Raw genomic sequence first — 16,192 nt, 5'->3', positions numbered from 1 at the left:
GGAGCCCGGCATGCGCGCATTCACCGCCGCCGTCATCGGCCTCACGGCCGCGGTGGCCCTCGTGTTCGCCATCACGGCCTTCGGCGTGCCCGAAGGCGAGACCTCACCCAAGCCCCTGCTCACCACCGCGCCCCCCGCGCCCGGAAAGTAGAGGAGCGCCCGGCCGTGCGACGCAGAGCGAGCCTTGTCCTGCTGGCCCTGGCCGTGTTCTGCGCGGCCCTCGCACCGCTGCTGCGCTGGTACGCGTACCCGCGCCTGGCGAAGATCCCGCCGAACCAGTACCAGGAGATGGTCCTGGAGGCCAAGGACGCGACCCTCCTCGACTACACCGGCGGAATGCAGCCCAGGAAGGTCGACAAGGTCACCATCGTCCAGACCCTCAAGGGCAACGTCGAGGCGTCGAAGGAGATCGAGGCAAGCGCCGGCAAGGACGTCGTGGTCTGGGACACCCTGTCCTACATCATCGGCCCCGACGGCAAGATGGTCTCCCAGATCCCCGAGCGCTACATCTTCGACGCGCACACCCAGGACCCGGTGCACGCCACCGGCGAGATGGTCGACGGCGACGCCGTCAAGCGCGAGGGCATCGAGTTCAAATGGCCCTTCTTCACCGAACCGCGCGACTACCTCTACTTCGACGCCCAGACCCGCACCTCCTCGCCGATCCACTACGTCGGACCGCGCCGCTTCAAGGGCATGGACGTCTACTACTTCGAGCAGACCGTCCCGTGGACCAAGGTGCCCATGCCGAAGAAGATGCCGATCGAGGGCATCGACCCGGCCACGATCGAGGCGGCCACCGGCACCACCCTCTGGTACACGGCCAAGGTGCGGTTCTGGGTCGACCCCGTCACCGGGGCGCCCGTCAACGCCGAACAGGACATCCAGCAGGAGATGCGCGGCGGCATCGCCTCCGGCGGACCCGACGGCAAGCTCACCGCCTTCGCCGGGCACGTGACCATGCGCGAGGACTACTCCGACCACACCGTCGACCTGGTCAAGGCGAACCGTACGAAGGTCCTCGCGCTCCACACCTACGCCCCGGCGGGCCTGGCCGCCGCCGGCCTCGCCCTGCTCGGGGCGGCGCTGTGGCTGGAGGCCCGCGGCCGCCGGACACGGGAAGAGGCGGACGGCCTCAGCTCCGCCTGAGCCGGGCGTTGGTGTGGCGGGTGGGCTCGGCGGTCGCCGGATCCTCCGGCCAGGGGTGCTTGGGGTAGCGGCCGCGCAGCTCCGCGCGGACGGCACGGTAGCCGCCCTGCCAGAAGGAGGCCAGGTCGGCGGTGACCGCCGCGGGCCGGCCGGCCGGCGACAGCAGATGCACCAGCACCGGCACCCCCGCCACCCGCGGGGTCTCGGCCAGCCCGAACAGCTCCTGGAGCTTCACCGCGAGCACCGGCTGCCCGTGCTCGGCGGAGTAGTCCAGCCGGATCCGGGAACCGCTGGGCACCTCGATGCGCTCGGGCGCCAGCTCGTCCAGCCGGACCCCCTCGCCGGTGGCCCACGGCAGCAGCCGGTTCAGGGCCTGCCCGGCGTCGATCCGGGCGAGGTCCGCGCGCCGCCGGGCCCGGGACAGCTCGGGCTCCAGCCAGTCGTCGGCCCGCTCCACGAGAACGGCGTCGTCGGCCACGTCCGGCCACGGACCGCCCAGCGTGCGGTGCAGGAAGCCGAGGCGGGACCGCAGGGCCCGCGCGTCCGGGGTCCAGCGCAGCAGGCCCAGGCCCTCGGCGCGCAGCCCGTCGAGCAGCGCGGCCCGTACGAGCGCCGGGTCCGGGGTCCGCAGGGGGCGTACGGCCAGCTCGACCGCCCCGAGGCGGTCGACGGCCCGGGCGACGACGTCGCCGCCCTCCTCCCAGTGCACCTCGTCGGTGCGCGTGCGCAGGTGCGCGGCGGCGGTCAGGGCTGTGCCCTCGTCGACGACCGCGGCCAGCCGGACCCGTGCGGCGGCCGAGTGCGGGGGCCGGTCCGCCACGGCGACGGCCAGCCAGGGCGCGCTGCGCAGCCCCGAGCCGTCACCGAGGTCGGCCCCGGTCCCCGAGGCCATGAGGAAGGCCCCCGCCCCCCTGGCCCGGGCCACCCGCTCGGGGAAGGCGAGCGCGGCGACGAGGCCGGCGGCGGAATCGTCGGGGCTCCGCCCCGTACCCCGCGCCCCAAACGCCGGCGAGGCTGTCCTGCCCGGGTATCCGCCCCCGGCGGAGCTCCCCGCAGCCCCGGTCCCGGCCCCGCCCCCGGCTGCGGACTGCGTGGTGGTCCCCGCAGGGGTGCTTGCGGCCTCGGGCTCGGCTGGGGGTTCCGCAGTGCTCCCCGCAGGGGACAGGGCCCGCTCCAGGCGGGCGGCCTCCGCGCGCCAGCGCGCCGCGTAGCCGTCGCCGCCGGCCCGGGCCCGCCGCCAGGCCGCGGCCAGGTCGTCCCCGTACTCGCGCGGCGGCTCCTCGCTCAGCAGCGCCACCACCTCCGCCGCCCGGCGGGCGCCGAGCGCCGCGCCGCCGTCGAGCAGGGCCCGCGCAAGCCGGGGGTGCAGACCGAGCCGGGCCATCCGCAGACCGCGCGGGCTCGGCCGGCCGGCCCCGTCCACCGCTCCGACGGCCACCAGCACCTCCCGCGCCGCCGCCATCGCCCCGGCCGGCGGTGCGTCCAGCAGCGCCAGCCCGGCCGCGTCCGGGTCTCCCCAGCACGCCGCCTGCAGGGCGAACTGCGCCAGGTCGGCGATACGGATCTCCGGCGCCGGGAACGCCGGCAGCCGCCCGTCCTCCGCCTCCGTCCAGCAGCGGTACACCACACCCGGGGCCTCACGCCCGGCCCGGCCCGCCCGCTGCCGCCCGGCCGCACGGGAGGCCCGTACGGTCGCCAGCGCGCCCAGCCCGCGGGCATGGTCCACCCGCGGCTCACGGGCCAGCCCCGAGTCGACCACCACCCGCACCCCGGGCACGGTCAGGCTCGACTCCGCCACCGACGTCGCCAGGATCACCCGCCGGTGGTCCGAGGCCGTCAGCGCCGCGTCCTGCACGGCCGCCGGGGCCCGGCCGTGGACCTGCAGAACCTCCGCGTCCACGCCGCCCAGCTGTCCCGCCACCCGGGCGATCTCGCCGACGCCGGGCAGGAAGCACAACACGTCACCGGAACGCTCCGCCAGAGCCCGCCGCACCACCGACGCCACGTGCGCGAGCTGCGCCGGATCCACCCGCATCCCGTGCGGCGGCCGCACCGGGCGGGCCGGGGGCGCCCAGACGGTCTCCACCGGATACGAGACCCCCGCGGCCTCCACCACCGGCGCGCCGCCCAGCACCCGCGCCCAGCCCGCCGAGTCCGTCGTCGCCGAGGCCGCCACCAGCCGCAGCTCCGGGCGCAGGGTCTCCCGTACGTCGAGGAGGAACGCGGCGACCGTGTCGGCGTCCAGGTGCCGCTCGTGGCACTCGTCCAGGACGACCACGTCCACGCCGGCCAGCTCCTGGTCGCGCTGGAGCCGCTGGAGCAGCACACCCGTGGTCACCACCTCCACCACCGTGCCGGGGCCGGCCACCCGCTCGCCGCGGACCGTGAAGCCCACCCGGCCGCCGGCCCGCTCGCCCAGCAGCCACGCCATCCGGCGCGCGGCCGCCCGGGCGGCGATCCGCCGCGGCTCGGCCACGACCACCCTGCGCAGCGGGCCGCCGCCCACCAGGCCCGCGAGGACCAGCGGCACCAGCGTCGTCTTGCCGGTCCCGGGCGGCGCGCACAGCACCGCGGCGCCGTGCGCGTCGAGTGCGCGGACGAGTTCGGGCAGGGCCTCGCGTACGGGAAGGGCGTCGAGGGCGGCCTGGCGGATCAAGGGGTCAGGCCCTCTCGCAGACGAAGATCGCGGTGCCGGGGATCAGGTTGCCGCGCAGCGGGGACCAGCCGCCCCACTCCTGGCTGTTCCACTCGGGCCACTCCGGCTCGACGAGGTCGAGCAGGCGGAAGCCGCCCGCGACCACGTCGCGGACCCGGTCGCCGAGGGTGCGGTGGTGTTCGACGTACACGGCGCGCCCCTCCTCGTCCTGCTCGACGTACGGGGTCCGGTCGAAGTAGGAGGCGGACACGGACAGGCCCTCGGGGCCCGGCTCGTCGGGGAACGCCCAGCGCAGGGGGTGGGTCACGGAGAAGACCCAGCGGCCGCCGGGGCGCAGTACGCGGTGCACCTCGCGCATGACGTTCACCGGGTCGGCGACGAAGGGCACGGCGCCGTACGCGGAGCAGGCCAGGTCGAAGGAACCGTCGCGGAAGGGGAGCCGGCCGGCGTCCGCCTCCACCAGGGGCACGTCGCCGCCGATCCGCAGGGCGTGCTGGAGCTGGCGGTGCGAGAGGTCGAGGGCAACCGGGCGGGCGCCCTGGGCGGCCAGCCAGCGCGAGCACTGGGCGGCTCCGGCGCCGATCTCCAGCACGTCCCTGCCCTTGAGGGAGGAGGCGGGGCCCAGCAGGGCCGCGTCCGCCTCGTCGAGCCCCTCGGGCCCCCACACGAAGCGGTCGTCGCCCAGGAAGGCGCCGTGCTCGCTCTGGTACTCGTCGGCGTTGCGGTCCCACCAGCCGCGGCTCGCCCGGCTGCTCTCCGCTTCCCCGGCGTCACGGCGCGTGGCCTCGGCGTCGTCCAGGGGGTCAGGATCGGCCGCGTACGCGTCTTCGGGGGCGTAGTCCTCTTGGTTCATGGGGCCCGTCGTCGTAGTCTGCGAGTGTCTTGGGAAGTGGCAGGAAGCGCCACCAGGGCCTCCCTGCCCATGAATTGTGCCGGTTGTGCGGTGATCCGCCCGGGGTGTGGGCCTTCGCGCATTGACCCTGTCCGGCCGCCCCCGTATGCTACAAGTTGCGCTGCGAGCCTGTGCTCCTCAGACCTAGCAGGCTGCGCTTGCATCTGTTGATGTCCCCTCGGTTTTCGAGGCCTCCCCGCTGCGGCGGATCAGGGGCTTCCTTGGCTGTCCGGCTTCTTCGGCAGATGCCGATAAGGGCTCCCGGCGTAGCAGTACCTACGACTTTCTGTCCGTAACCGGAGCCCTTTCCCACATGACGAGCAGCACCGAGACCACCTCTACCACTCCGCAGGTAGCGGTCAACGACATCGGTAACGAGGAAGCCTTCCTCGCCGCGATCGACGAGACGATCAAGTACTTCAACGACGGCGACATCGTCGACGGCGTCATCGTGAAGGTCGACCGGGACGAGGTCCTGCTCGACATCGGTTACAAGACGGAAGGCGTGATCCCGAGCCGCGAGCTCTCGATCAAGCACGACGTCGACCCGAACGAGGTCGTCAAGGTCGGCGACGAGATCGAGGCCCTGGTTCTCCAGAAGGAGGACAAGGAAGGCCGTCTGATCCTGTCCAAGAAGCGCGCTCAGTACGAGCGTGCCTGGGGCACGATCGAGAAGATCAAGGAAGAGGACGGCATCGTCACCGGTACCGTCATCGAGGTCGTCAAGGGTGGTCTCATCCTCGACATCGGCCTCCGCGGCTTCCTCCCGGCCTCCCTGGTCGAGATGCGCCGTGTCCGCGACCTCCAGCCCTACGTGGGCAAGGAGCTTGAGGCGAAGATCATCGAGCTGGACAAGAACCGCAACAACGTGGTCCTGTCCCGCCGTGCCTGGCTGGAGCAGACCCAGTCCGAGGTCCGCCAGACGTTCCTCACCACCCTGCAGAAGGGCCAGGTCCGCTCCGGCGTCGTTTCCTCGATCGTCAACTTCGGTGCCTTCGTGGACCTGGGTGGCGTCGACGGTCTCGTCCACGTCTCCGAGCTGTCCTGGAAGCACATCGACCACCCGTCCGAGGTTGTCGAGGTCGGCCAGGAAGTCACCGTCGAGGTCCTCGACGTCGACATGGACCGCGAGCGTGTCTCCCTGTCGCTGAAGGCGACGCAGGAAGACCCGTGGCAGCAGTTCGCCCGTACGCACCAGATCGGCCAGGTCGTCCCCGGCAAGGTCACCAAGCTGGTTCCGTTCGGTGCGTTCGTCCGCGTGGACGAGGGCATCGAGGGTCTGGTCCACATCTCCGAGCTGGCCGAGCGCCACGTGGAGATCCCGGAGCAGGTCGTCCAGGTCAACGACGAGATCTTCGTCAAGGTCATCGACATCGACCTTGAGCGTCGCCGGATCTCGCTGTCCCTGAAGCAGGCCAACGAGTCCTTCGGTGCCGACCCGGCGTCGGTCGAGTTCGACCCGACCCTGTACGGCATGGCCGCGTCCTACGACGACCAGGGCAACTACATCTACCCCGAGGGCTTCGACCCCGAGACCAACGACTGGCTTGAGGGCTACGAGAAGCAGCGCGAGGCCTGGGAGACCCAGTACGCCGAGGCGCAGGCCCGCTTCGAGCAGCACCAGGCTCAGGTCATCAAGAGCCGCGAGGCCGACGAGGCCGCTGCCGCCGAGGGCGCTGCCGCCCCGGTCGCCGGTGGCAACGCCGGTGCGGGCATCTCGGGTGGTTCCTACTCCTCGGAGTCGGACGAGACCTCCGGCGCCCTGGCGTCGGACGAGGCCCTGGCCGCGCTCCGCGAGAAGCTGGCCGGCGGCCAGAGCTGATCGCAGCGCGCATCGCACTCCGGTGTGAGCAGAGCTGACTGAGCACGACGGTGAGGCCCGTCCCCTTCGGGGGGCGGGCCTCTTCCGCGTTCCCGGCGCCCCCGACACCCCGTCCCGCTTGCTTCCTTGATCTCGTACGTTCCCACCCGGCCGGCGCGATGTGATCCATTGCGTTCCTGTGAAGAGGGCCAACTGGGGAATGGCGGCGCCTCCTTGGACGTTCCTGGCTGAGAACGAGGCGAGGAGGAGTGGTGGCGGTGCTTGATCCACAGGGTTTGTACGAATGGGATGCCAAGGGTCTGGCGGTGGCCGACCTGGCGGTCGCCCAGGACTCGGCCGGGCTGGTCATGCTGTACCACTTCGAGGGGTACATCGACGCCGGGGAGGCCGGTGAGCAGATCGTCGAGCGCCTGCTGGACACCCTGCCCCACCAGGTCGTCGCCCGCTTCGACGCGGACCGGCTCGTGGACTACCGGGCGCGTCGTCCCCTGCTGACCTTCCAGCGCGACCACTGGGCGGAGTTCGAGGAGCCCCGGCTGGAGGTCCGGCTGGTCCAGGACGCCACCGGAGCGCCGTTCCTGCTGCTGTCCGGCCCGGAGCCGGACGTGGAGTGGGAGCGCTTCGCCGTCGCCGTCCGGCAGATCGTCGAGCGCCTCGGGGTCCGCCTCTCGGTCAACTTCCACGGCATCCCGATGGGCGTCCCGCACACCCGGCCCGTCGGCATCACCCCGCACGGCAACCGGACCGACCTCATGCCGGGCCACCGCAGCCCCTTCGACGAGGCCCAGGTGCCCGGCAGCGCCGAGGCCCTGGTGGAGTTCCGCCTGTCCCAGGCCGGGCACGACGTGCTCGGCGTCGCCGCGCACGTACCGCACTACGTGGCGCGCTCCCCGTACCCGGACGCCGCGCTGACGGTGCTGGAGGCGATCACGGCGGCGACCGGCCTGGTGCTGCCGGCCGTGGCCCACACGCTGCGGACCGAGGCCCACCGTACGCAGACGGAGATCGACCGGCAGATCCGCGAGGGCGACGAGGAGCTGGTCAGCCTCGTGCAGGGGCTGGAGCACCAGTACGACGCCGCGGCCGGGGCCGAGACCCGCGGCAACATGATCGCCGAGCCGGCGGACCTGCCGTCGGCGGACGAGATCGGCCGCGAGTTCGAGCGCTTCCTGGCGGAGCGCGAGGGAGAGGGCTGACGCGCCCGCCGACCACCACACGGCAGCGCTTAAGCTGCGGGGCATGTTGAAGGTGGGCCTGACGGGCGGAATCGGTGCCGGCAAGAGCGAGGTCTCGCGACTGCTGGCCGGGTACGGGGCGGTCGTCGTCGACGCCGATCGGATCGCACGGGAGGTCGTGGAGCCCGGTACGCCGGGGCTCGCGGCCGTCGTCGCGGCCTTCGGAGAGGAGGTGCTGACCCCCGAAGGCACCCTGGACCGGCCGAAGCTGGGATCCGTCGTGTTCGCGGACCCGGAGAAGCTGCGCACGCTCAACGCGATCGTGCACCCGCTGGTCGGCGCCCGGTCCGCCGAGCTGGAGGCCGCCGCCGGCCCCGGCGCCATCGTCGTGCACGACGTACCGCTGCTCACCGAGAACGGCCTCGCACCCCTCTACGACCTGGTCGTCGTGGTGGACGCGGCCCCGTCCACGCAGCTGGCCCGGCTGACCGGGCCGCGCGGGATGCTTGAGGAGGAGGCCCGGGCCCGGATGGCCACGCAGGCCACGCGCGAGCAGCGCCTGGCGGTGGCCACCCTCGTGATCGACAACGACGGGCCGCTGGAGGCGCTGGAGCCGCAGGTCCGCAAGGTCTGGGAAGAGCTCACGGCACGGGCGTCGGCCCCAGGGGCGTCGGCCCCACGGGCGTCGGCCCCGAGGTCCACGGACGACGGCCCCACCTGACGTGTGCATGGAATAGTGCGCGGGGCGGGGGCGTTGAAGGCGCCGGTAGAGGGAAGGATCCATACCGTGTCCGAGACCACGCGCCCCACGCCGTCCACCCCGGAAACACACGTCATCGACTTCCGGGCGGCCGAGCAGCTGCTCGCCGCACGCGACCCGCGCGGTGCGGTCAAGCTCCTCGACTCGGTCGTGGCCGCCCACCCGGAGAACACCGCGGCCCGGCTGCTGCGCGCCAGGGCCTTCTTCGCCGCGGCCCAACTGCGCCCGGCGGAGCTTGAGTTCGAGCTGGTTCTGGAACGTGAACCGGACAACGCCTTCGCCCACTTCGCGCTGGCCCGCACGCACGAGCGCTCGGGCCGGCCCGAGCAGGCGCGCAAGCACTTCAGGCTGGCCGCGGCCCTCGACCCGCAGCCGGAGTACCTGGCGGCGGCGCGCTTCGAGGACCAGGCCTGATCCGGCCGCCCCGGGGGACCGCTCAGCGACTGTGGGGCGGCTCGTACGGTGGGATGTCCCGGCCGGGCTGGTAGTGGGGGCCCTGCCGGATGTGGCGCACGATCATGACGAGGTCCACGCCCACCACGACCGCCAGCACCCCGCACGCGGCCGCCCATCCGGGTCGGCCCGCCAGCGCGAAGGCGACCGTGCCCGCGGCGGCCCAGACCAGACCCCAGACTCCCAGCCAGAACCGCAGCCGCAGCGGGCTGCGCGCTGTCGCCGGCTCGTTTCCGGAACGCATGGCACCGCCTCTCCCTGTCCATGGTCCCACCGGCGCCCGCCCGGCTGTTCGGCCGTGCGGGCGCCGTTCGTCCGGGCTTCCCCGCTGCTACGGATTGAGCTTGTCCACGGCCTTGGTGGTCGTCTTCCTGAAGGGGGCGACCGGGGCCTGTGACAGGTCGCCCATCTGCCCCCACTTGACCACGGTCACGGTCGAGCCGTCCCGCCCGATCCCGTACAGGTGGACGCCCGGCTCGGACTCCGGGATCGAGGTGTGGACCCCGTAGACGTGCGCGCCCTCCTCGACGGGCAGGGTCCCGTAGTCCTGCCAGGACGCCGTGCCGCCCGGGGTGGTGCGCAGCCAGTCGGCGGCGCAGGCGGCTACCTTGCGCTCCAGTGCGCCGGCGAGCTTGGCGGCCGCCGCGGGCGAGGCGGAGCGTACGGAGATCTGCACGGCGCCGGTGTCGTACTCGGTGCCGAACGCGCGGTGCCAGCTGCCCGCCGTCGGAAGCACCCCGTCCAGGCAGAACGTCTCCGTCTCGGGCAGCCCCTTGGTGATCTCTCCGGCGTACCAGGGGGACGAGGGGTGCGCAGGCAGGTCGGTGCCGTTCAGGAAGCCGGGCGCGCCGGCGGGTGCGGCGGAGGCCGGGGCGGTCAGGGCGAGGGTGGCGGCCGCCGCGACCAGCGCGGTGGCGACGGTGGCGGCGGTGTCGGTACGTCGGAACATGTCGGTTCTCCCCGTGGATGCGGCATCGGTGGTGCGTGAGAAGCCTGTTCCCCGGCGCGGGCGCGGGGCCACGGTTCGGGGCGAAATCGGGACACTGGAACGCCCGTGCGCGCTGTCACCTGGGGGAACATCCCAGGCATGGAACGGACGCCTGGAACGGAGCCAGGGGACGTGGGACGGGGGGACACCGTGAGTGAGGCGGAGGATTTCGCACGGCTGATGCGGGAGCTGAAGGAGCGCGGGGGGCTGAGCTACGGAGTCCTCGCGCGGCGGCTGCACACGAGTACGTCGACGCTGCACCGGTACTGCAACGGGGAGGCGCTGCCGGTGGAGTTCGCGGTGCTGGACCGCTTCGCGCGGGCCTGCGGGGCTTCGGCGGCGGAGGCGGTCGACCTGCACCGGGCCTGGTTGCTGGCGGACGCCCGGCGGCGGGCGGGAACGGCCGCGGCGGAGCCGTCACGGGCGTGGGGGGAGCCGGGGGCGGCCGTCCCGGAGCCGGTACCGGCGGGCGCGGGCGGGGAGTCGGACCCGGCGGGCGCGGGCGGGGAGTCGGACCCGGCGGGCGCGGGCGGGGAGTCGGACCCGGCGGTTCCGGCCGTCGTCGTGGGGTCGGTGGGGCGGGCCGCGGCGGGGGCCGGAGCCCGCTCGTCCTGGTACCGGCGCAGGGCCGTCGTGGTCGCCGCGGCGGGGCTGGCGGCGGGCGCGGCGGCTGTGGCGCTGCTGGCGGTGACCGGTCCCGACCGGGGTGCGCCGCACACCGGACCGGCGCCGGGGCCGGGTGCGGGCGCCGGTACGCGCGGAGCCGGCGGCTCCGCCGCCGCGGCGACCCCGCCCGCGCCGGGGTCCCCGCCGGCGGATCCGGCGACCGGTCCGGCACAGCCTGCGGCCCCGGCGGGGGGAGGGGCCACGGAACCGGCCCCGGACTCCGCCCCGCCGCCCGTGCCGGCACCCGGACGGGCGCCGGCGGTACCCCTCAAGGCGTCGGTGCGGCCGCACGTGTGGGCCGCCGGCTGCGACCACGCCTACCTGTCCGAGCGGGGGCCCGGGTCGGTGGCCCCGCCACCCGTGCAGGCGGACGCGGCCGCCTGGGCGACGGCGCAGCGCGCCGTGCACGCCGGGAGCCAGATCGTGGAGGTCACCCTGCACGGCGCAGGCGGGGGCACGGTGGTCCTGGAGGGGCTGGAGGTACGGGTGGTCGCTCGCCGCACACCGCCCGCCTGGAACGTCTACCAGATGTCGCAGGGCTGCGGCGGGGGTCTCACCCCGGCCGTCTTCGCCGTCAACCTGGACGCGCCGCGCCCGCTGGCCCGCCCCGTCGCCGGGAACGACGCCGGAAACCGGCTGCCGGCCCCGGCCTTCCCGATGCGGGTCTCGGCCGACGAGCCGGTCGTCCTGCGGGTGGAGGCCGCCACCACGGGCTGCGACTGCGACTGGTCCCTCGACCTGAGGTGGACCTCGCCGGCCGGTTCGGGAACCCTGCGCGTCGACGACGGCGGCCGCCCGCTGCGCACGAGTGCCTCCACCGGCCGGCCCGTGTACGGCTACGCCCTGGAACAGGGCCGCTGGGCCCGGTGAAACCGCAGGCCAGGGGCATTGTCAGTGGCCGCACCTAAAATCGTGGGCAAGGGGCTGACAGCTCCGCGAGGACGAGCTTGAGGGAGGGGGAGGGCATGACAGCGCAGACACGGGCCTGGGCACCGCGACAGCCGCAGCCACAGCCGCAGCCGTCGCAGCCGCAGACGCAGCCGCAGGCATCCGCGCTGCTGCGCCATGCCGCCGTCTTCCTGCCCGCCGCCGTCCCCCGGGAGGGGCGGATCGCCTTCTGGTCGCCCGACGGGGACCCCCTCCCCGAAGCGGGCGCATCCGGTCCGCTCACCGTCGTACGTCCGCACGGCAGCGGGATCCGCAGCCGGACCGTGCCCTCGGTGGCGTTCTCCGTCGCCGACGCCCTGCCCCTGCTCCTGAGAGCCCCACGCAGCCCCTCCGCGCACCCCGCCACCCGGGCCTGGGGGACCGCCGCCACGCAGGCCCTCACCCTGGCCGCGCGCGGCCGGCTGCTGCCGGGGCTCACCGCCGAAGGCGTCGACGCATGGCGCGCGGGCCCGCTCGACGCCGACGACATCGCCCACCTCCGGGCGGTCGCCGCCGCCCTGCCCCACGAGGGGCACGCGACACCCCTCGCCGGGCGCCGACCGCTCCAGCTGCCCGAACCGGAGGCACTGGTCCGGGCGTTCGTCGACGCCGTCGCCGACAGCCTGCCCCGCACCCCGGCGGCGCCGGTGGCCGCGGGGCGGCCGTTCGCCGCGCGGGAGGCGCAGCGGGTGCCCGGGATACAGGAGTGGGCCGCCCAGGTCGCGGCCGGCGCCGACACCGGAGTCGGGCTCTCGCTCCGGCTCGACCTGTCCTCCTTCCGCCTCTTCGACGAGGCCGAGCCGGAGGACACCCGGCGGGCCGGCGCCGCCGTCGTCCAGGTCCACAGCCTCGCCGATCCCACGCTCGTCACCGACGCGGCACAGCTGTGGGCCGGCACGGCCGGGGCCGGCTTCGGTCCGCGCGCCCGCATCGACGCCGTGCTCGCGCTGCGCCGGGCCGCACGCGTCTGGCCGCCCCTGCTGCGGCTGTTGGACCAGCCCGTCCCCGACGCCCTGGCGCTGTCCGACCCGGAGCTGGAGGACCTGCTGGGGACGGCCGCGAACCGGCTGGCGGCCGCCGGGGTCGTCGTCCACTGGCCCCGCGACCTGGCCCGTACGCTGTCCGCGACCGCCGTCGTGCGGTCCACCGCGCCCGGGTCCGCCACCGACGGGACCGCCTTCTTCGACGCCGAACACCTCTTCGCCTTCTCCTGGGAACTGGCCCTCGGAGGAGACCGGCTCACCCCGGGGGAGATGGACGCGCTGGCACAGGCCCACCGGCCCGTCGTACGGCTGCGGGACCAGTGGGTGCGGGTCGACCCGGAGCTGGTGCGCAAGGCACGCAAACGGGAGCTCGGCCTGCTGGACCCGGTCGACGCGCTGGCCGCCGCCCTGTCGGGGACGGCCGAGGTCGACGGCGAGCCCGTCGAGGCGGTACCGGTGGGCGCCCTGGCCGCCCTGCGGGAACGGCTGACGGCCGAGCTCACCCCCCTCCCGCAGCCCGCCGGGCTCAAGGCCGTCCTGCGCGACTACCAGGCGCGCGGCCTGGCCTGGCTCGACCTGATGACCTCCCTCGGGCTCGGCGGCTGCCTCGCCGACGACATGGGCCTGGGCAAGACCGTCACCCTCATCGCGCTGCACCTGCACCGCGGCCGCCGCGAGCCGACCCTCGTGGTGTGCCCCGCCTCCCTCCTGGGCAACTGGCAGCGGGAGATCGAGAAGTTCGCCCCCGGCACCCCCGTGCGCCGCTTCCACGGCGGCGGCCGCAGCACCGAGGACCTGACGTCCTGCGAGGGCGGGTTCGTCCTCACCACCTACGCGACGATGCGCGCCAGCGCCGCCCTGCTCGCCGAGCAGCCCTGGGGCATGGTCGTCGCCGACGAGGCGCAGCACGTCAAGAACCCCCACTCGGCGACGGCGAAGGCCCTGCGCACCATCCCGGCCCCGGCCAGGGTGGCGCTGACCGGCACCCCGGTGGAGAACAACCTCTCCGAGCTGTGGGCGCTCCTCGACTGGACCACGCCGGGGCTGCTGGGGCCGCTGACCACCTTCCGGGCCCGCCACGCCCGCCCCGTGGAGCACCAGCAGGAGGAGGACGGCGGCAACGAGGCGGCGGTCGCCCGGCTGGCGGCGCTGGTGAGGCCGTTCCTGCTGCGGCGCAAGAAGTCCGACCCGGGGATCGCGCCCGAGCTGCCGCCGAAGACCGAGACCGACCACCCCGTGTCCCTCACCCGGGAGCAGGCCTCCCTCTACCAGGCCGCGGTGGACGAGGCGATGGCCGTCATCGGGGAGAGCGAGGGCATCGAGAGACGCGGCATGATCATGAAGTTGCTGGCCTCGCTCAAGCAGATCTGCAACCACCCCGCGCAGTACCTCAAGGAGGAGCACCCCCGGCTCCCGCACCGCTCGGGCAAGCTCGCCCTCCTCGACGAGCTGCTGGACACCATCGTCGCCGAGGGCGGTTCGGTGCTGGTGTTCACGCAGTACGTGACGATGGCCCGGCTCATCGAGCGGCACCTGTCCGCCCGGGGCATCGCGACACAACTCCTGCACGGCGGCACGCCGGTGCCGCGCCGCGAAGAACTCGTGGACCGCTTCCAGGCCGGCGAGGTCCCCGTCTTCCTGCTCTCCCTCAAAGCCGCCGGAACCGGCCTGAACCTCACCCGCGCCGGCCATGTCGTCCACTTCGACCGCTGGTGGAACCCGGCCGTCGAGGAGCAGGCCACCGACCGCGCCTACCGGATCGGCCAGACCCAGCCCGTCCAGGTCCACCGGATCATCGCCGAAGGCACCGTCGAGGACCGCATCGCCGAGATGCTGGAGGCCAAGCGGGCCCTGGCCGACGCGGTCCTCGGATCCGGGGAGGCGGCGCTCACCGAGCTGACCGACCGCGAACTCGCCGACCTCGTGTCCCTGCGGAGGCCCGCATGATCACCGCGCGGGACGACCGCCGCCGCACCTTCGAGACCGTGCCCGCCGGGGCGGCGGCGGTCAGCTGGTGGGGCCGCGCCTGGGTGGCCGCACTGGAGGAGACCTCCGGCGACCCGGCCCGCCTGGCCCGCGGCCGTACGTACGCCGAGTCCGGGCACGTCGACGCCGTGACCGTCACCCCCGGCCGGATCGTCGCGTACGTCCGGGGCAGCAGGCCCCGCCCGTACCGCACCGAGCTGACCCTGCCCGCCTTCGCGGACGCGCGGTGGAGCGAGCTGCTGGAGGACGTCGCCGCCGACCCGGCGGCGCTCGGCGCCCTGCTGGAGCGGGAGGTCCCGCAGTCCCTGGCGGGGACGGTCCTGCCCGGCGCGGGCGAGCTGGTCCCGCACTGCTCCTGCCCGGACGTCGGGCGTCCGCCCTGCAAACACGCCGCCGCCCTCTGCTACCGGGCGGCCCGCCTCCTCGACGAGGACCCCTTCGTCCTGCTCCTCGTGCGCGGCCGCGGCGAGCGGGAACTCCTCGAAGACCTCACCCGCCGCAACGCCGCCCACGCCGCGCGGGAACAGCCCGGCACGGCACCCGACTTCCCCGGGGTCCCCGCCCGGGCGGCCCTCGCCCGCAGGGCGGTCCCGCCGCTGCCCGTACCGCTCGCCGCACCCGCGGCGGCCGGCCTCCCGCCCGCCTACCCGGCCGACCCGGCGGCACCGGACCCGCTCGCCCTCGACCAGCTCGCCTCCGACGCCGCCGCCCGCGCCCTCACCCTGCTCACCACCGGCGAGGACCCGATCGCCGGGCTCTCCCTCTGGCACGACGCCGTACGGCTGGCCTCCGCACACCCCACGGCCGGCCTGACGGGCACGGCCCGCACCCTCTACCGGGACCTGGCCCGTGCCACCGGCCGCACCACCACCGACCTCGCGCGGGCGGCGGCGGCCTGGCGCCAGGGCGGCCGGCCGGCCCTCGCCGCGCTCGAAGAGCCCTGGGACCCGCCGGCCGGCCCCTTCGACCGGGCCCGCCCCGCGCTCCTCGCCGCGTCCCAGGGCTCCTTCCGCCCCGACCGCAACCGCCTCACGGCCCGCACCCGCCAGCTCCGGCTCGGCCGCGACGCCCTCTGGTACGCCTACGAGTCCCGCCCGGACCACGAGGACTGGTGGCCCACGGGCCGCCCCTCCCCGGACCCGGTCACCGCCCTGCTGGGCTGAGGCCCTCCGCCCAGCGGGTCAGGGCGGTGAAGTCGCGGTCCCTCAGCCCGTGGCGCGGATGGATCCGCAACAGGAGGGCCGGTGCCGGATGATGGGCGGCGACCCAGGCCCGGTCGAGCGGGGTGATCATGTCGTCGACCCAGGCGAAGGGGCGGCCCGCCGCCCAGTCCCGCAGGTGGCGGGTCTTCCACGAGAGACCGTCGGGGTCCTTGGCGAACAGTTCGGGCCATTCGACGACGGACAGGTCGCCGGGAAGCCCGATGTGCGGCGAGATCAGGGTGTTGGCCTGATGCGTCCAGGCGGTGGCCCAGGCGAGTTCGAACGGCAGGGACAACAGCCGGGAACCGTGGGACGGATGGAGGCGGATCCGCGCGCCGCGCCGGGCCCTGCGGGATTCCGGGTCGCGGTAGGAGAGCCAGACCTCCGGCCACATGCGATGGCTCTTGTACCCGCGCAGTCCGGCGAAGGGCGAACGGAACGGGTTCAGCGGGCCGTCCACATCGAGGAGGAGCAGCGGGCGTTCAGTCATGAAGTGTCCAGTACCCAGCACACGATGGAGTGAAATATCTACC

Annotated in this window: 14 protein-coding genes; 9 read left to right on the top strand and 5 right to left on the bottom strand. The window is 74.4% G+C overall.

Annotated features, from left to right (window positions below; all coding sequences use genetic code 11):
* Positions 1 to 10 precede the first annotated feature (10 nt).
* Positions 11 to 151 carry an SPW_0924 family protein gene (locus BSL84_RS35345; RefSeq protein WP_107069639.1) on the top strand — a complete coding sequence of 47 codons (141 nt, stop codon included), beginning with the start codon at positions 11 to 13 and terminating at the stop codon, positions 149 to 151.
* Between the two features lie 14 nt (positions 152 to 165).
* The gene (locus tag BSL84_RS08560; RefSeq protein ID WP_030031709.1) at positions 166 to 1,149 is read left to right on the top strand and encodes a DUF3068 domain-containing protein; all 984 of its coding nucleotides are present in this window, start codon (positions 166 to 168) and stop codon (positions 1,147 to 1,149) included.
* On the opposite strand, the gene BSL84_RS08555 is transcribed toward BSL84_RS08560, so the two are convergent.
* Together BSL84_RS08555 and BSL84_RS08550 are read right to left on the bottom strand one after the other, a co-directional pair.
* Positions 1,136 to 3,805: an ATP-dependent RNA helicase gene (locus BSL84_RS08555; protein WP_075970107.1), complete on the bottom strand. Its 2,670-nt coding sequence runs from the start codon at positions 3,803 to 3,805 to the stop codon at positions 1,136 to 1,138. The genes BSL84_RS08560 and BSL84_RS08555 overlap by 14 nt on opposite strands.
* 4 nt (positions 3,806 to 3,809) lie before the next feature.
* A complete protein-coding gene (locus tag BSL84_RS08550) occupies positions 3,810 to 4,658 on the bottom strand; it encodes a class I SAM-dependent methyltransferase (RefSeq protein WP_030028706.1) in 849 nt (282 codons plus the stop codon).
* Positions 4,659 to 5,010: 352 nt separating this feature from the next.
* Between BSL84_RS08550 and rpsA the strand changes: the two genes are divergently transcribed.
* The 4 genes from rpsA to BSL84_RS08530 all read left to right on the top strand — a co-directional run bounded on the left by rpsA (position 5,011) and on the right by BSL84_RS08530 (position 8,868).
* A complete protein-coding gene (rpsA, locus tag BSL84_RS08545; RefSeq protein ID WP_045322440.1) occupies positions 5,011 to 6,519 on the top strand; it encodes a 30S ribosomal protein S1 in 1,509 nt (502 codons plus the stop codon).
* 257 nt (positions 6,520 to 6,776) lie between these two features.
* Positions 6,777 to 7,715 (top strand): PAC2 family protein, encoded by a 939-nt coding sequence (locus BSL84_RS08540; protein ID WP_030028709.1) that lies wholly within the window; start codon positions 6,777 to 6,779, stop codon positions 7,713 to 7,715.
* A 43-nt stretch (positions 7,716 to 7,758) separates the two neighbouring features.
* A complete protein-coding gene (gene coaE / locus BSL84_RS08535) occupies positions 7,759 to 8,415 on the top strand; it encodes a dephospho-CoA kinase (protein WP_051873186.1) in 657 nt (218 codons plus the stop codon).
* 66 nt (positions 8,416 to 8,481) lie between these two features.
* Entirely contained in the window at positions 8,482 to 8,868 is a 387-nt protein-coding gene (locus tag BSL84_RS08530; RefSeq protein WP_030028712.1) for a tetratricopeptide repeat protein, read from the top strand.
* Positions 8,869 to 8,890: 22 nt separating this feature from the next.
* Here BSL84_RS08530 and BSL84_RS08525 read toward each other — a convergent pair whose 3' ends face one another.
* Together BSL84_RS08525 and BSL84_RS08520 are read right to left on the bottom strand one after the other, a co-directional pair.
* Entirely contained in the window at positions 8,891 to 9,151 is a 261-nt protein-coding gene (locus BSL84_RS08525) for a DUF6343 family protein (RefSeq protein WP_030028713.1), read from the bottom strand.
* A gap of 87 nt (positions 9,152 to 9,238) precedes the next feature.
* Complete coding sequence (locus tag BSL84_RS08520; protein WP_075970106.1) at positions 9,239 to 9,856, bottom strand: hypothetical protein; 618 nt, start codon at positions 9,854 to 9,856, stop codon at positions 9,239 to 9,241.
* Positions 9,857 to 10,045: 189 nt separating this feature from the next.
* Between BSL84_RS08520 and BSL84_RS37465 the strand changes: the two genes are divergently transcribed.
* The 3 genes from BSL84_RS37465 to BSL84_RS08505 all read left to right on the top strand — a co-directional run bounded on the left by BSL84_RS37465 (position 10,046) and on the right by BSL84_RS08505 (position 15,620).
* Positions 10,046 to 11,431 carry a helix-turn-helix domain-containing protein gene (locus BSL84_RS37465; protein ID WP_267894037.1) on the top strand — a complete coding sequence of 462 codons (1,386 nt, stop codon included), beginning with the start codon at positions 10,046 to 10,048 and terminating at the stop codon, positions 11,429 to 11,431.
* Positions 11,432 to 11,526: 95 nt separating this feature from the next.
* Entirely contained in the window at positions 11,527 to 14,418 is a 2,892-nt protein-coding gene (locus BSL84_RS08510) for a DEAD/DEAH box helicase (protein ID WP_234363424.1), read from the top strand.
* Positions 14,415 to 15,620 (top strand): SWIM zinc finger family protein, encoded by a 1,206-nt coding sequence (locus BSL84_RS08505; RefSeq protein WP_045322434.1) that lies wholly within the window; start codon positions 14,415 to 14,417, stop codon positions 15,618 to 15,620. Before BSL84_RS08510 ends, BSL84_RS08505 begins: the two co-directional genes overlap by 4 nt.
* On the opposite strand, the gene BSL84_RS08500 is transcribed toward BSL84_RS08505, so the two are convergent.
* Positions 15,601 to 16,149: a hypothetical protein gene (locus tag BSL84_RS08500; RefSeq protein ID WP_030032862.1), complete on the bottom strand. Its 549-nt coding sequence runs from the start codon at positions 16,147 to 16,149 to the stop codon at positions 15,601 to 15,603. The two genes, BSL84_RS08505 and BSL84_RS08500, sit on opposite strands and share 20 nt — an antisense overlap.
* Between the last annotated feature and the right edge of the window lie 43 nt (positions 16,150 to 16,192).

The organism is Streptomyces sp. TN58, assembly GCF_001941845.1.
Lineage (GTDB): Bacteria > Actinomycetota > Actinomycetes > Streptomycetales > Streptomycetaceae > Streptomyces.
This window is presented reverse-complemented; position numbering and strand designations above follow the sequence as displayed.

Coding starts and splice junctions, on each gene's coding strand:
- BSL84_RS08505 (WP_045322434.1), top strand. CDS start 14,415: ATGATCACCGCGCGGGACGACCGCCGCCGCACCTTCGAGACCGTGCCC.
- BSL84_RS08520 (WP_075970106.1), bottom strand. CDS start 9,856: ATGTTCCGACGTACCGACACCGCCGCCACCGTCGCCACCGCGCTGGTC.
- coaE (WP_051873186.1), top strand. CDS start 7,759: ATGTTGAAGGTGGGCCTGACGGGCGGAATCGGTGCCGGCAAGAGCGAG.
- BSL84_RS35345 (WP_107069639.1), top strand. CDS start 11: ATGCGCGCATTCACCGCCGCCGTCATCGGCCTCACGGCCGCGGTGGCC.
- BSL84_RS08500 (WP_030032862.1), bottom strand. CDS start 16,149: ATGACTGAACGCCCGCTGCTCCTCCTCGATGTGGACGGCCCGCTGAAC.
- BSL84_RS08550 (WP_030028706.1), bottom strand. CDS start 4,658: ATGAACCAAGAGGACTACGCCCCCGAAGACGCGTACGCGGCCGATCCT.
- BSL84_RS08510 (WP_234363424.1), top strand. CDS start 11,527: ATGACAGCGCAGACACGGGCCTGGGCACCGCGACAGCCGCAGCCACAG.
- BSL84_RS08525 (WP_030028713.1), bottom strand. CDS start 9,151: ATGCGTTCCGGAAACGAGCCGGCGACAGCGCGCAGCCCGCTGCGGCTG.
- rpsA (WP_045322440.1), top strand. CDS start 5,011: ATGACGAGCAGCACCGAGACCACCTCTACCACTCCGCAGGTAGCGGTC.